This is a genomic window from Paenibacillus sp. FSL E2-0178, from assembly GCF_038593005.1.
Taxonomy (GTDB): Bacteria; Bacillota; Bacilli; order Paenibacillales; family Paenibacillaceae; genus Paenibacillus_AQ; species Paenibacillus_AQ phytohabitans.
In genome coordinates, this window is record NZ_CP151953.1 from 1,680,564 (window position 1) to 1,696,826 (window position 16,263).

At 59.1% G+C, this 16,263-nt stretch carries 2 protein-coding genes (1 of these 2 cut by a window edge); both read right to left on the bottom strand.

Annotated elements, in window-relative coordinates; all coding sequences use genetic code 11:
• On the bottom strand, nt 1-9,483 hold the 5' portion of the coding sequence (locus tag MHI42_RS07805; protein ID WP_342423395.1) for an SDR family NAD(P)-dependent oxidoreductase. Its footprint begins 8,904 nt before the window's first position; only the first 9,483 of its 18,387 coding nucleotides appear in the window; its start codon is at nt 9,481-9,483; its stop codon lies off the left edge, out of view.
• Nucleotides 9,480-16,253 (bottom strand): beta-ketoacyl synthase N-terminal-like domain-containing protein, encoded by a 6,774-nt coding sequence (locus MHI42_RS07810; RefSeq protein ID WP_342423396.1) that lies wholly within the window; start codon nt 16,251-16,253, stop codon nt 9,480-9,482. The genes MHI42_RS07805 and MHI42_RS07810 overlap by 4 nt, the downstream gene beginning before the upstream one ends.
• Nucleotides 16,254-16,263 lie beyond the last annotated feature (10 nt).

The following is a 16,263-nucleotide window of genomic DNA, read 5'->3' on the forward strand; positions in this document are numbered from 1 at the left end:
AGCGCGCTGAAAAGACTGCAGGTCGGCCGCATCTGCCGCGATATATCCGGGCGCCGGACCCAGAGCCGCAAGCCGGTCGATGCCGGCTTGAATGCCGGAATCCTTCTCCCGCCTTCCAATCCATATCACATTGGCCCGGTAGGTCCGGATCATATATTCGCTCCACGCTTGGCCGATGCCGCCTGCACCTCCAATTACTACATACACGCCGCCCTCCTGGAAGAGCGTCGGTTCGGAAGCGGCTTCCTGAATCGGGACGAGCTTCTGCTTGTGCCATTCGCCCGTACGGTAGACCCAGGAATTTCCTTGCGGTTCCGCCGGCAGCCTGAACATATCATCAACAGGGAACTCCCGGCCCGCTTCCAGATCGACAGCGCGTACCTGCCAGCCCGGATATTCTTTGGCCATTGACCCTGCCAGTCCGTGAACCCCGGCATGTGCCGTCTTCAGCGGGTCACAGGAATGGATAGGCTGCGACTGCACCGTCACAAGCGTCCATTCCAGCGGCTGGCCGCCATATTTTAATTGAAGAAACGCTTTGATCAGGCGGAATAGTTGCAGCACCCCGCGCTCCTGCTCCCCAATCCATGCTTCATTAGCAGGAGATTCGATCGTATTCTGCGGCGCAATCCACACCACATGGCGGACCGGACCCTGCGCCTGAAGCCGCTGCGCAATCATATCCGCCGTTTCTCCCCCCATAAGCTCCATCAGGGAAGCACCGGCAAAGCGCTGCATCACCCGGTCGCGTATCACCCCGGGCGTTCCGATCAGTAATAATCCTTCTCCATCCCGTGTATTGTCCTGCTTCATTGCAGGTTTAACGGCATCCCAGACCGGCAGCAGGCTTAATATCTGCATCTGCGGCTTCGGCGTGCTTGCTGCCGCTCCTTCTTCCTGCTGGCGCAGCGCTTCCGGGCCGGTTTTACGAACCGTGAACCCTTTTAACCGGGCACAGACCTTCCCGCTCCGGTCGCATAAATCAATATCGAATTTGTCGGTGCTCCCGTCTGCCGGGCTTCCATCGCTGTAACGGACATGGGCAACCATCCGGGAAGCGCACGCTCCCGTCACCTCCAGCTCCTCCAAAGCAAAAGGCAGATAGAGCCCCTGGGCGTCCGCTGCCTTTCCTGCGTCTGCGTCAGACTCAGCGAGGCGCAGTCCTGCCGACGCTTGAAGCGCCGAGTCGAGCAAGCTCGGATGCAGCATATAGGTATCCTCAGTCCCCCCCAGGAAGTCAGGCAGCGTAAGCTCGGCCAGCACTTGTCCTCGGCCGGTGTGCAGCCTCTCGATCCCCCGGTGGCCGGGCCCGTACCCGATCCCCCTCAAGCGGAAGCTTTCATACACGGTACCGGCATCGAACTGCTGCCCGCTGCAGGCCGCATAAAGGGCGTCCAGGTCTAGATGCGGTGCATCTTCTACCGCATACAGCTCTGCACGGCCGCTGCTGTAGACCGGCGCACTGCCATCTTCCCCGTTCCCGTATATGTCGAACATAATTTCATCCCGCTCACCGGGATGGAGTCCGATATGCACTTGAACGGGCTGTGTTCCCGCGATAAGCGGGCGGGGCCACGTTACGCCGGACAGCCGGATGGCTGTCGGCTCGTCCGTCAAGCCTGCAGCCGCGTCTTCTACGGCAGCACGTGCCATCTCCAGGAATGCGGCGGCAGGCAGCATGGATTGCCCGTTCACCACATGATCCTCCAGATAAAATTCCGCCCCCGTAAACAAAGAAGTATACCGTTGCTCTGCCAGATCCGATGTATTGACATGCAGCAGAGGATGAAGATAAGCTAGCCCGGCACTGCCGCCGGATACATCGGCATGTTCTTGTCCGCCGGCAACCCAATACCGTTCTCTGGCGAAAGGATAGGAAGGCAGCCGCAACCGCCGCGGCAAGAAGCCGGAACCGGTGTAAAGCCGGGACCAATCCACTGCCCCGCCCCTCACCCAGAGCCCGAGGAGCTTGTTCCATTTTCCTTTTGCCATCCAATGATCCACTGCAGCAGCCATATCTTCATCTTGGGCGAGCAATGCCATCATTTCTTTATTGCGCCTGATCCCGTCCCGGTATATGTCCAGGGAGGCTGCCGCAGGGTTCTCTGCGTAAACCGTCAGCTTCTGCACCGCATCCGCCATCGTCACCGCCGCAAGCGCCAGCCGTTCCTCCATGGCTTCGCGGCCGACTTGAAGTGTATATGCCAAATGCGGCAAATCCGTATCTGACAGTCCTTTACAGCGTATCGCCTCGACAAGCCGCTTCGCCTGCTCCCGGAGCCTCTCCTCATCTCTTGCGGATAACAGAATAAGAGCAGGATGCACCGGTGTACCCGCAGACTCCCCGTACATTGCCTCCGTTCCGGCCGGTACGTATTCCTGAATAATGATGTGGGCATTAGAGCCGCCCGCGCCGAACGATGACAGGCCCGCTGTCCGCCGGTGCTCCTTCGCCGTTCCGTCCAGGTTAAGCAGTGGTCTTGGCCATTCTGCCAGCTCCCGTTGAACGGTAAAAGGCGTATTCGTAAAATCGATATTAGGATTCAGCACTTCCGAGTGGAGCGATGGCACGAGCTGTTTATGCTGCAGCTGCAGCAGCACCTTGGTGAGTCCGGCAATGCCGGCCGCGCTTTCGGAATGGCCGATATTCGACTTGACCGACCCGATCGCACAAAATTGTTTATCCTGCGTATAGGTCTCGAAGCATTTGGCTAACCCCGCGATTTCAATCGGATCGCCCAGCGAAGTGCCCGTTCCATGCGCTTCGATATACGTGAGTTCCCGGGCATCGAGTCCCGCTTCCCTAAGTGCTTTGCCGATGACCTCCGCTTGGGCGTTCGGATTCGGGACGGTGTAGCCGTTTACCTTGCCGCCGTGATTAACGGCCGTTCCTTTAATCACGCCGTAGATCGGGTCGCCGTCGGCAATTGCCTGATCGAGCGGCTTAAGCAGCACGGCACCGACTCCCTCGCCGGGCACATAGCCGTCTCCCCCGATACCGAAGCTTTCGCATCGGCCTTTGCTCGACACGAACTGGTTTTGCTCAAGCAATATATATTTGTTCGGATGAACCGATACGTTGACACCGCCGGCTACGGCCATCCTGCACTCGCCCAGCCGCAAGCTTTGGCATGCCAGATGAATCGCCGTCAGAGAGGACGAGCACATGGTGGCAACCGCCATACTCGGTCCTTGAAAATTGCAATAATACGACACCCGGTTGGCGATGGATGCCGAATTGCCCGAAAGTGCCACCGCTTTTCCCTGCATCTGCTCTTGAACGCCATAGAGCTGATATTCCTCGTACATGACCCCGACGTATACGCCCACACTTCCCGTATGATACGGGGCGGAGGCTCCGCCTGTCAGGCGCACATAGCCCGCATCCTCCATCACTTCATAGACGCGCTCCAGAAAGAGCCGCTCCTGCGGATCCATCGTCTCCGCTTCGCGCGGAGAGATGTTGAAGAATAGCGGATCAAATTCGTCGACACCATCGATAAAACCGCCCCAACGCTCAGCGTTCCGGCCTTCGCTCCCTTTGCGGTGGCGGTTGTTATCCCAGCGCGCAGGCGGAATTCCGGTAATACAATCCCTGCCGTCCTTCAGTACCTGCCAGAACTCCTCCAAGTCCCATGCTCCCGGGTAACGTCCCGACATTCCGATAATGGCGATATCTTTTGCAGCAGCCGGCAGACCCGCCGCCTCTGCAGCGGTATCCTCGCTATTACCGCGGTGCAGTCTGCCGGATGGCCGGGAGCGGGGCGTGTGCCTCTTCACCGTGCCGTCTTTTGCAGTCTCAGCCGGAACCTTGGCGGCCGCTGTCTCCTTCAGCCCGGCCGGTTCGCCTGACAATGCGGATATCCTGCCCGGGTAAGCTTTGGTCAGATATGCCGCCAATTCCTGCAAATTCCGGTATTCGAAGAACAGCGTCTTCGGCAGCGTCCCGAATCCTTTCTCCATTTCAGCAGTCAGCTGCATCGCCACGATCGAATCCATACCGTACTCCTCCAAGGAGGTGACGTCATCAATCCGGCTAACCGGCAGCTTGGTCACTTCGGCCAACAGCCTGGTGAGATACCGTACTGCAAAGCCGTAAAGCACATCTATTTCGGCCAAAGTCCCGTCCGCACCGGCGCCGGTCTGTTGTTCCCATGTGGCGGGCTGCTGCTTATCGATGTCCAGCATACAGGCAGCGTCTCCCTCAAGTACCAGTACATGATCCTTCTGTGCAGCCCATGCCCGGTACAATGCCCGGATGCCGGAGGCCGTCCGCAGAGGAATCAGGCCTTTGCTTCCAAGCAGTGCTGTCTCCGCTTGTGCCTCCAGCCTCATTCCGCCTTCCGCCCACAGCGGCCAGCCAACCGACAGCATCCGGCCGTTCCGCTTGCCGGACTGGTAGAGCGTATTGCGGAACCCGGCATAAGTATCCATGAAAGCGTTGGCCGCCGCATAATCCGCCTGACCGGAATTGCCTAGACTCCCAGCTGCCGATGAGAAGGCGATAACAAAGTCGAGCGGAAAACCGGTGCTGGCCTCATCCAGATGGACAAGCCCGTCCACCTTCGGTGCCAGCACCTCCTGCAGCTCCGCAGCCGTTTTGTGCATGAGCATACGGTCACGAACCAGGCCCGCGCTATGTACGATGCCGTTCAGCGTGCCATATTCGGAGCGGATGCTGTTCATTAGTCCGCAAACTGCCGTAAGGTCGCTAACATCTGTCTTCACGTAACGGACGCGGGTACCGCTTCTGCGCAGCTCGTCAAGCTCCGCCTCCTTTGCCTTGTCCAGCTCGGAGCGTCCAGCCAGTATAATTGACGAAGCGTTAACAGAACGTGCAATTTCCCTGGAAATAATCAGGCCAAGCCCGCCCGCTCCGCCGGTGATTAGATAGACGCCTCCATCTTTCCAAGGCAGCGAATGAGGGGCATCTCCGCCGGAAATGTCAACCGCCTGGCGAATGGCAACATGCCGCTTCCCATGCTCGTAACGGATATGTTCGCACTCCAAATCTGTGCTGTCCTGCTTCAATTTGTTCGCGAGGGAACCGGCATTGTCCTCAGGCTCCAGCTCAATTAGCTGCACGGCCAGACCGGTGTTCTCCAGCTGCATCGTTTTCAGCATTCCGAAAAGTCCGGCATACAGCCGGAGCTCGCCCTGGTTCGGGACCGCGAGTTGAATAAGCAGCCTCCCCGCCGGAGAGCTTGGGCGTACGCGCTGAAGAAGCTCGAGCAGAGCGGCCGCAGCCCTGCGGTAACGGGCGGCCGTCCCCTCCCCTTCATGAGGGAATTGGACGCATTCTGCACCACCCAGATTGGCACGAAGCGCGGCTAAATCGAACGCCTCCTGTCCGCTAAGGACAACAAGATGCTTAACGTCCGGGCCGGATAAACTATGCGTGAAGGCAGCCGGCCGTTCTTCCCATTCTTTATGCAGCAGCAGTGTAGAAGCCGGTGCTGTCTTCGTACCCGTAAGCGTTTCAAGCTCCAGCGGACGAACGGATAAGCCTTTTAGCTGAACGAGCATACTGCCCTGATCATCACAGAGGTCCAAATCATATTTGAGCAGCGGAGAGCCTGTCCCGCTTCCCGGGCTATAGCGGGTCCAGACCCACATCCGTTCCGTGCAGGCACCGTGAATAACCAGCTCTTCCAACGCGAATGGAACCAAAGGCTTGCCTGCCGCGCCCGCCGCCGGAGCAAGTCCGATGCAGGCTTGCAGCGCCGCATCCATAGAGCTCGGATGCAGGACATATGCCTCTGTTCCTGAAGCGGCCGCTTCCGCCGGCAGCGTCAGCCGCGCAAGCGCCTGGCCCTCGCCTAGCTGAAGCCTGTCCACCCCGCGGTGGGCTGGGCCGTATTCGATTCCCATCGACCGGAACAGCCCGTATAGTGCTGGCGCATCCAGACTATCCTCCGCACATTCCGAGCGAACCCGGTCCAGATCCATCCGGGCGGCTTCTACGGTGCCGGAAGCAATTACCGCAGTTCCCTGGCAGTACACAACCGGCTCCTCTCCCGGCGCATGACTAAAGATATCGAATGTAATTTCATCGTCCGTCTCAGGAAAAAGCGCGATATCGACACTTGCCGTTCCTTCGCCTGCGATGAAGGGGTTGGACCAGACAATATGCTTCAACCGGATACTGAGCGGCCCGTCCGGCATTTCGCCGGCAGACATCGCCACAGCGGCCCGGACCATTTCCAGGTATGCTGTGGCGGGAAGCATACGTTGTCCGTTCACAATATGATCTGCCAGAAAAAACTCGTTGCCGGTAAAGACCGTACGGAAGCGCTGCTCCCGGAAGTCCGAGACGTTCTCGTGGAGCAGCGGATGCAGCAAGGACGAAGCGGACAGCCTGGCACCCGCTGGATGGCCGGATACCGGTACCCAATACCGTTCTTTGGCAAAAGGGTACGATGGCAGGCTCAGGCGAAGAGGTACGAATTCACCGTACATCCTCTTCCAGTCGACTTCCCGTCCGTGGACCCATGCGGCGGCAGCGGAAGCCAAGCTTTCAGCAGCCGCCTCCGGAACGAGCCGGTCCTCAGCCGCGTCAATATCCGACCGGCCAAGCCATACGGAGCCGGTGCTCTCTTCTCCCGCTGCCAGCAGGCGCAGCCCGGCGACAAGCTCCGGTACATCCCTCACCAGGAAGGCAGCGCGTTCTTCCATCGCCTCACGGCCGACTTGAAGCGTGTAGGCCAGCGCATGCAGATCAACGGCGCGGTAATCCGAATCCGGCTGTAAATGGCCGGCCAGCTTGCCGGCATATGCGTGAAGACGTTCCTTGTTTTTGGCGGAGAGCAGTACAAGCGCGGGACACTGGCCGTTCTCACCAAGAGGCGGATTGACCGGGACCGTGCCTGCCGCGTGAGCCGCAGGGTCGTATTCTTCAAGCAGGAGATGGGCGTTGGAGCCGGTGGCTCCAAACGAGCTGATGCCCGCCCGCAGCGGCACGCTTATCTCCTTGCCCTTATCCGTCACAATTGGCCGCTCCCATGCCGCGAGCTTCCGCTGTACATAGAAAGGAGACCGTTCAAAATCGATATATGGATTAAGCTCCTCCGCATGCAGCGAAGGCACCAGCATCCGGTGGTAAAGCTGCAAAATGACTTTGTGAAGCCCGCAAATGCCGGCAGCCGACTCTGCATGGCCGATATTCGATTTTACGGAGCCGACCGAACAGAACTGGGTATCGTTCGTATGGGAGCGGAAAGCTTTGACGAGTCCCTCCATCTCTATCGGGTCGCCCAGCGGCGTACCGGTCCCGTGAGCCTCGATATACGAAACCGACCGCGCGCCGATACCGGCCTTCTGGAGACATTCACCGATCAAATCGGCATGGGCCACAGGGTTAGGCACGGTAATGCCGCTCGCCGAGCCGCCGTGATTGATCATGCTTCCTTTCAAAACAGCATAAATATGATCACCGTCCGCAATCGCCTTGCTGAGCGGCTTGAGCAGAACGGCGCCGACTCCTTCTCCCGACACGTAGCCGTCTCCGCCGCTGCCGAACGTGCGGCAGCGCCCGTCGCTGGCCTGCATGTCCATCATGCCGTAAGTGGCATATTTGGCCGGATGGAGCGACAGATTGACACCGCCTGCCAATGCGGCTTCACAGTCTCCGCTCCGAATGCTCTCCATGGCCAGATGAACCGCAGTCAGCGAGGAGGAGCATACCGTATCGACGGCCATGCTGGGTCCATGAAAATTGCAAACATACGACACGCGGTTCGCTATGGGGGCATAGTTCAGCGAAAGCGGAAACGGATGCCCCTGCGCCGCCGCTTCCGCTCCGAGCAGCGCGTAATCCTTATGCATCACACCGACAAATACCCCGACGCGGCGGCGCTGATGCGGTCCTGCCGGTACTGCCAATGAATCCGGCGTATAGCCCGCGTCCTCGATGGTCTCCCAGCAGGTTTCCAGAAACAGCCGCTCCTGAGGGTCGAGCGTCTCCGCTTCTCTCGGCGTAATTCTAAAAAATTGCGGATCGAAGCAATCCGGATCGTCGATGAATCCGCCCCAGCGGGACATCGGCTTCCCCGAGGCGGAACGAAGGCCCGCCAGCCGCTCTGACTTCCAGCGGGAAGACGGAACCTCGCGGATACAATCTTTGCCGGCCGTCAGATTCGCCCAGAACTGTTCCAGGTTCGCAGCGGACGGATATCGCCCGGCCATGCCGATGACCGCGATGTCATCACCGCGAGCAGACGCGTGCGCTGCCGGTTCAGCCGTACCGGAATTCACAGGCCTTACGCCGCCGTCTGCAGCCGGCAGATTCGTGCTCAGCTCCGGCTGCTCCGGACGAAGCTGCTCAGGATAGGCAGCTCCCAAATACTGCGCTAAGCGTTCAACCGTCGGGTACTCGAATAGAAGCGTCGGGGAGATGGCCGTCCCGAGACGGTTCTCCACAGCCTTGGCCAGTGTAAGCATGGAGGCCGAATCAAGCCCCATTTCAAAATAGCCTGCCCGCACATCAATCTGTTTCTCGTCCCGGTCCATCCGCTCCGCAATCAGGCTGACGAGAAAACGGCGTGCGGCGGCGGCCGCGCTCTGAGCCGCTTCCGTTACGTCCGGCAAAGCTTCTTGCGGCTGCCGGGGTAGGAGCTGACCAGGGCTCTCTGCCTCCCCGCCGCGGACCAGCTTGTTCGTGAAATTCTTCAGCTCGCCGATTTGCCGGCCATCCCGGTTAAAAAACGCCAGCGTAAACGACAATAGTCCATCCCGTTGAATTACCGATGAATGCTTGACTACGGCCATACAGTTCGTTTGAATCAGCTCCGCAGCACAAAATGATTCGATGTAGACAGGCAGAAACAGCCGCCGGTCCTCCGCCAATTGCATGAAGTGCGCCCCGGCCCCGACGCAGCTGCCGTCGAGCAGTGCCGGGTGGAACATGAAGCTATCTGCTTCCCCGAGGCTATCCTGCGGGAGATCCAGGTCCAGCAAGAGCGAATCGGCCTCGTCAAACAGCCTTCCTTCCGCCTTCATGAATCCGGAATGTACAAGTCCGAGAGCCCGGCACTGCTCATAGAGCAGCGCCATATCTGTCCTGCTGCCGGCCGAAGAACGGATACGGTCCGCATCGATCGAATGCTCGAACCGCACCGGCGGGCAGCGGTGCATCTCGGCGGTCATGAAAGGCCCGGCGGACTCTTCCTCCGTCCCGGTAATTTCGCGCTCCACCCGGATTTGCCATTGTCCCTTCTGCGCTTCCACACAATGAAGCTGCAGCCGGATCTCCTCGTTCTCCCGGACGGTTACGGGGCGGAAGAGGGTAACCTGGCGCAGCTCCAGCTCTGCGCAATCATATCCCTGCTCCCTGAACCATTGGTAACAGATATCAATGTAAGCCAATCCCGGCAGGATGCCGCTGCCCATCACCTGATGATGGGCCAAGATCGGATGATCGCTTTGAAACCGGAATTCTGTTGTTGTCATCCCGCTTAACCCTCCAGTCTTAATCTCTCTGCTCATCCTCGAATCTCATCAGCCGCTTTGGTCTGCTTCAGCCACCAGTTCGGCTTAACCGCGCTTGTGCCGGCAGGCTGTTCAATGGCCTCCTCCGGCAACGGAAGCGGACGGCGGACAGCATTCGGCGCGCGCAGCTCCTCCCAGCTCTCCATGATGACATGCGCGTTCGTGCCTCCGTCTGCAAAACTGTTCAGCGCAGCGGTTCTGCGGCCCGGCCATTCGGCGCAATCCCTGCTGAAATAGAAAGGTGACGCTTCGATATCAAAGTGCTTCATCGGCCTTTGGCCGGACAAATACGGAACTTGCTCTCCATGATTCAGCATCAGCACCACCTTGATCAATCCGGCGATCCCTTCTGCACATAAAGGATGACCGATATTCGGCTTGACCGACCCGATGCCAAGCGGCACTCCGCCGTCCTTGCGGTACACGGCCTGAATTGCCTTCAGCTCCAGCAGATCAGTCACTACTGATCCGGAGCCGTTCGCCTCAATGTAACCGATCTCCTCCGGCCGTTTGCCGCTTCTGGCCAGCGCCTGGCGCATCACTTCCTTCTGTGCCTGCAGGTTCGGCACGGCAGGACCTGCCGTCCTCCCGTCATTGTTCACGGCGGTTCCTTTAATGACTGCGTAGATCCGGTCCCCGTCCTTAACCGCCTGCTCTACAGGCTTGAGCAGCACGACTCCCGCTCCTTCCGACAACACCACGCCCTGCGCGCGGCTGTCAAACACGTGAAAGTTCGGCTCCGGGCTTAAGATGCCCCGCTGCTGAAACAGCCGGTGTATCTTACTGGAGGTCAGCAGGCTGACTCCGCCGACAAGCGCACATTCGATTTCTCCGCTGCGCAAGGCCTGGACCGCCAGATTGAGGCCGACAAGCGCCGAAGAGCAGGCGGTATCCAGGACGAGACTCGGGCCGTGGAGATCGAAATACTGCGAAATGTTGGCGGCCAAATAATTCGACCCGACCGCCAGAATCGGATTCCGGGCTTGAAGCAGACTTGCTTCATCAGGATCATGCTTGCTGCGCGCACCGATGTATACGCCTACTGAACGCTCTTTGATCTCCTCCGGCGTATAGCCTGCATGATGCCATGCCTTGAGGCTTTCTTCGAGCAGCAACAGCGCCTGCGGGTCCATCGCTTGCGCATCTTCATTCGATAAACGGAATACAGAAGCCGGCATCGCCTGCTGCCGGCCGAGCAGACCGGCATAATATAGCTCCGGCCCCGGCCAGCGCCCCGCCGGAACAAGGCGGATGGCGGAGCTTCCCTCTGACAGCAGGCGCCAGTAGTCGTCCAGCGTCTCCGCTCCGGGAAAGCGGCAGGACAAGCCGATGACCGCAATATTCGGCGCATCCGTGCCCGAATCTATCATTCGGCCTGCGGCAGCAGTCTGCGGCAGCGGTCCTGATAACGGTACCGGCGGCTGCTTCAAAGCGGCAGCCGGTTGAAACAGGCGGCTGTCCCCTTGGCCCGGCAGCTCCCTCACTTCCCTGCTGTGAGCAGCGAACGAATCACCGTGATTGTCTGCAAGCCACGCCGATAAGGAACGGATGCTCGGGTGTTCATACAGGATTGACGGGTCCAGCTCAGTGCCGGCCCCCTGATTAATGATTCGCAGCACCTGCGCCAGCATAATGGAATCCACGCCATATTCGGCAAAAGGCAGGTCGGGATCAAGCCGCAGCGGGTCAAGCTTCAGCTCTTTCGCGAACACGCCCGTTACGAATGACCGTACCGCCGGCAGCACATTCTCTGCGTCCCGCTCTTCTTGCGGCGCAGGCTTCCTTGCCTCAATCCGGGCATCCCCCAGCTCACGCAGGCTGCGCAGCAGCAGCCTCTCCGGCTTCCAGCGCCGGGGATTGACCACGGCCGGCAGCACAACCGGTCCCTGGCCGCCGGACAAAATACGGTCCAGCATCAGTAAGCCCTCGGCATCCGTATGCGCAAGCATTCCCGTCTGTTCATAAGCACGGCTCTTAACCTCGCCAAGGCCCGTCTCCTTCCAGCTCGGCCACTGGATGCTGATCACCGGGCATTCCCCGCTCCATGCCTGTGCGGCGTAATCCATATACGCATTAGCCATCGCATAATCGCTCTGCCCCGCTGCCAGTGTCGGCACGATCGCTGACACCGACGAGAACAGCACAAAAAACTGCAGGGGCTCCTCTCTCATGCAGCGGTATAAGACATTAAGGCCCTTCACTTTCGGTGCCCACACCTCTTCCATCCTGCCGCCTGATTTGCGGATAAATGCCGGTGTGTCCAAATTGCCCAGCCCGGCGCAATGAAGCACGCCGCCGATCCCGCCCCACGCCGCCTTCACCTCGCTTAAGCAGCGGCGTACGGCCGCCTCGTCGGTCAAATCAAGGGCCAGTACCTTCACCTGAGCCCCGAGCGACTCCAGTTCGCGGACCATGCGTATTTTCTGCCCGGTCGGGCTGGCCTCGTCCGCCGTATAGTCATCCCACTGTTCGCGGGGCGGAATGGCTTCGCGTCCCGTCAGCACCAGCCTGCGTACACCCCGGATTCTGACAAAATGCTTCGCGCATAAGGCCCCAATTCCGCGGGTGCCTCCTGTAATCCATAGCGTTTGCCCCTCCGGAAACGGGCCGGGCGCCTCTTCTCCGCTGTCCATAGGCAGCTCAGTCAGGCAGGCGCGGTACCGAATCCCTTGTAGATAGCGCACCTCGGCATCTTCGCTGTCTGTCAGCAGCTCAGCCGCAATCATCTCCGCCATAACGTGCCCGCCGCAATCCGGCGCGAAGTCGACGTGGCGCGAACGCAGGTGGCTGTATTCACTTTGCAGCATCCGGTATAAGCCGGCCTGCATAGCCCCGGCCAGATTGACCGGGCCCTGCTTCTGCCCCTGCGTTGCTTCCAGCCCCGTGGTCACGCCCAGAAGCATCATGCCGTCACGCGTCCCTCGCTCTATCAGCCGCTGAAGCCAGGGAATCCAGCCATCCGGCTCGTCGGTCTGTTCTTTCCCACAGCCGGTCAAGTCGACGACGTATGAGTAGACATGCTCATCCAGCTCGGAGCGAAGCTCTTCGGAGCCCAGTATCCGGGCAGCTGACAACTGCCGGGCGAGCCGGAGAGCAAGCGGTCTTGTCTCCTCCGTCGTGAGAATAGCCACAGCTCCGGACAGGCTGCAGATAGATGCTGGCGGTGGACATGGCTCCCACTGCTTTTGCAGCATCCGCATGCTCCGCTCGGCCGGTAGAGCCCCGCCATCACGGCGGGCAGACATAGGCGGCCATCCCTGTTGTCCAAATGCACGAACTTCCGATGCAGCCATTGAAGGCAGCCAGTACCGTTCCTTCGCGAACGGATAAGACGGCAAGCTGAGCCGTTTCGGAGCATTGCTCCCATACAACTGTTTCCAGTCAATACCGACGCCGTTTACCCATAGCTGCGCGATTTTTTCCAGCTGTCCTTTGCTCAGCCACCGCTGCAGCAGCTCGCCGAAATCTTCATCCGCCCGGAATACGGAAGCCAGCTCGCCGCTTGGCTTGACCGTCCCCCGGAACACCGACGCGATATTCTCTTTCCCCTGCGCAATTTGTTCGAGCTGAAGGATCAGCTCCCGGCTGCTGCGGGCAACGCAAATCACGCGATCGTTCATCGGCTCGCGTCCCACTTGCAGTGTATAGGCTATAGCTTCAAGGTTCTCTGCATCCAGCCGGCCTGAACCTCCGGACTTTTCAACGGCGGGTGAAGCATCTTCCTCTTCAATACCAGCCGTCCCTTCGGCAAGCCGTTTCGCCACGGCGGCAGCCGAACGAAGCGCCAGGATCGTCTCGCTGCCGAGCTCTATGCCGAAGGCAGTCTTTAATTTATCGTGAAGCTGGATGAAATGTACCGGCTCCAGTCCGTATTCGGACCAGTCCTGCTCCGCATCGATGATTCCGTCCTTCATCTGAATGATGTCCGAGACGATGCTGCATACCCGGTGCTCAGCCGTTTCCAGAATAGCGGCGCCATGCTGCTTCCCGACTGCTGCCGCCTTCTGTTCAGGCAAGGAGGCTTGCAGAAAAGCAGCCAGCTTGGCGGCGTAAGCTTGCAGACGCTCCTTATTTTTGGCTGACAGCGGTATCAGGTATAGCCGTTCTCCCGGCTCAAGGCCTGCTGCGTTTAGTGGCTTCACCATGTCCGGTTCCGGCATGTATTCTTCAAGGATGATATGGGCATTCGATCCGGTCGCCCCGAACGAGCTGATACCAGCGCGCCGCGGGAAGACCGTCTCCTTGCCGCCGATAACGGCCTTCGGCCGCTCCCAATGCTTCAATGTCCGCTGAATATAAAAAGGTGAGCCGGCAAAATCAATGTACGGATTCGGCTCCTCCGCATGGAGTGAGGGCACCAGCTTCTCGTGGTACAGCTGCAAAATCACCTTGTGCAGCCCGCCGATGCCGGCTGCCGATTCCGCATGTCCGATATTGGATTTGACCGAACCGATCGAGCAAAACCCGGTGTCGGATGTGTAGTCCCTGAACGCCTTGACAAGCCCTTGCATTTCAATCGGATCGCCTAGTGACGTCCCCGTTCCATGCGCCTCGATATAAGATATAGTCCGCGCGTCGATGCCCGTTTTGTCCAGGCATTCGCTGATTAATTCGGCCTGGCCGACCGGACTGGGCACCGTAATTCCGCTGACCGTACCTACGTGATTGATGACGCTGCCTTTAATAACGGCATAAATAGAGTCTCCGTCCCGGACCGCCTTCCAAAGAGGCTTGAGCAGCACGGCGCCGACGCCTTCACTGGACACGTATCCGTCCCCGCCCTCGCCGAATGTACGGCACCGGCCGTCGCTGGCATGCATATCCATCAGGCCGTAGGAGACGTATTTGTTCGGATGCAGGGACAGATTCACGCCCCCTGCCAATGCAACCTCGCACTCGCCGTGCCGGATGCTCTCGGCCGCCAGATGAACCGCCGTCAGTGAAGAGGAGCATACTGTATCGATGGTCATGCTGGGACCGTGGAAATTGCAAAAATAAGAGACCCGGTTAGCAATCGGCGCATAATTGAGCGACAAAGGAAACCGATTGCCCTTCGCCGCCTCTTCCGCTCCAAGCATCGCATAGTCCTTATGCATCACGCCGGCAAATACACCGACCGGCTGCCGCTTATGGCGGCCCCGTGGTTGAACGAGCGTACCCGGTGTATACCCCGCATCCTCAATCGTTTCCCAGCAGACCGTTAAAAACAACCGTTCCTGAGGATCCATCGTCTCCGCTTCCCTTGGGGAGATCCGGAAAAATTGCGGGTCAAAGCAATCCGGATCGTCGATGAAGCCGCCCCAGCGGGACACCGGCTTGCCCGAAGGCGAAACAATATCCTTATAACTTTCCCATTGCCAGCGGGTGGACGGAACCTGGCGGATACTATCCTTGCCCGACTTCAAATTGTCCCAAAAGGCGGCTAGCCCGTCCGCGTCAGGATACCTTCCGGCCATCCCGATAATAGCAATGTCGCCGTCTGCACCGGCATCTGGCGACGGCAGGGCGTTCGCTGCCGCTTGTTCCCGGCCTTGCGGCTCGCCGGCGGTCCTGAAGGACGGGATGTTGCCATACGAATCCTTCACGTACGTTTCCTTCTCGTACGCCTCCTTCCCGTACGTATCCTTCCTACCAAAACGTCCGGAATAGGCCGATGCCAAATAGTCGGCCAGCTGCACGGCCGTCGTATGCTCGAACAGCAGCGTTGGCGGCACAGCGTCTCCGATCTCATTTTCGATGGCATTCGCAATGGCAAGCAGGCCTGCCGAATCCAGACCCAGCTCGTAATAGCCGGCATGGGGATTCAGCTCCTCTTCCGTCTTCTGCAGCTGTTCCGCCAGAAGCTTCCGCACGAGCTTCAGCGCTGCCGCAGCCCCCGCCGCATGGCTCTGCTGCTGTTGTCCGTCCGGGCGAGACTCCCCGATAATAATTTCCGCTCCCGTATTGTCTTGGCGGATCAGCTTCATTGTGAAGTTCGTCAGCTCAGCTACTTTACTCCCTTGATTATCGTAATAACTGATCGTCATCGACAGCAGCTCTCCCCTTTGTTGGACGGACGAGGAGAGTACCTTGGCGGAACAGCCGGTCTGCAGCAGTCCCGAAGCGCGGAACGATTCGTAAAATAACGGCAGCAGCAGACCTTTCCCGGTCTGTAATCCACCCTTGAACAAGCCTCCGAGAATCCCGGCCCCGCTTCCGTCCAGGAGTACGGGATGGAACATAAATTTGTCCGCCGTCAGGAGCGCCTCCTCGCTGACAGCCGTTTCCATGATATAGGCTTCGTCTGTTGCCCATAACGTTCCCGCAGCTTTCATGAAACCGGTATGCAAGACGCCGCGCTGCATCCACTCCTCGTACATCCTGCCCAGATCCCGGGAACGTACCGGGGCCGACTTGTATTCGTCCGGATAGAGCTGTTCATCGAACAGTACCGGTCCGATCCGGTGCATTTCTGCCGCTGCATATAAGATTTCTTCACCGGAGTATATTCCGCTGAGCCTGCTCCGGCCCCCGAAGCGTACCGCCCAGCGGCCTTCTGCGGTTTCCGTCACCTGGATGGTGAGCACAATATCCTCTTCGGGCCGGGCGGTCAATGGCTGATGGATGGACAGATTGCGCAGTTCAAGCTCGTTGAACCGGTATTTGTACTTCCGGAAGATTTGATACAGTATATCGATATAGGCCTGGCCTGGCAGAAGCGATTGTCCGCAGACCTGATGATGCCGAATCATCGGATTATTTTGATTAAAGACCAGCTGCTGCTTCATTCATGATCCT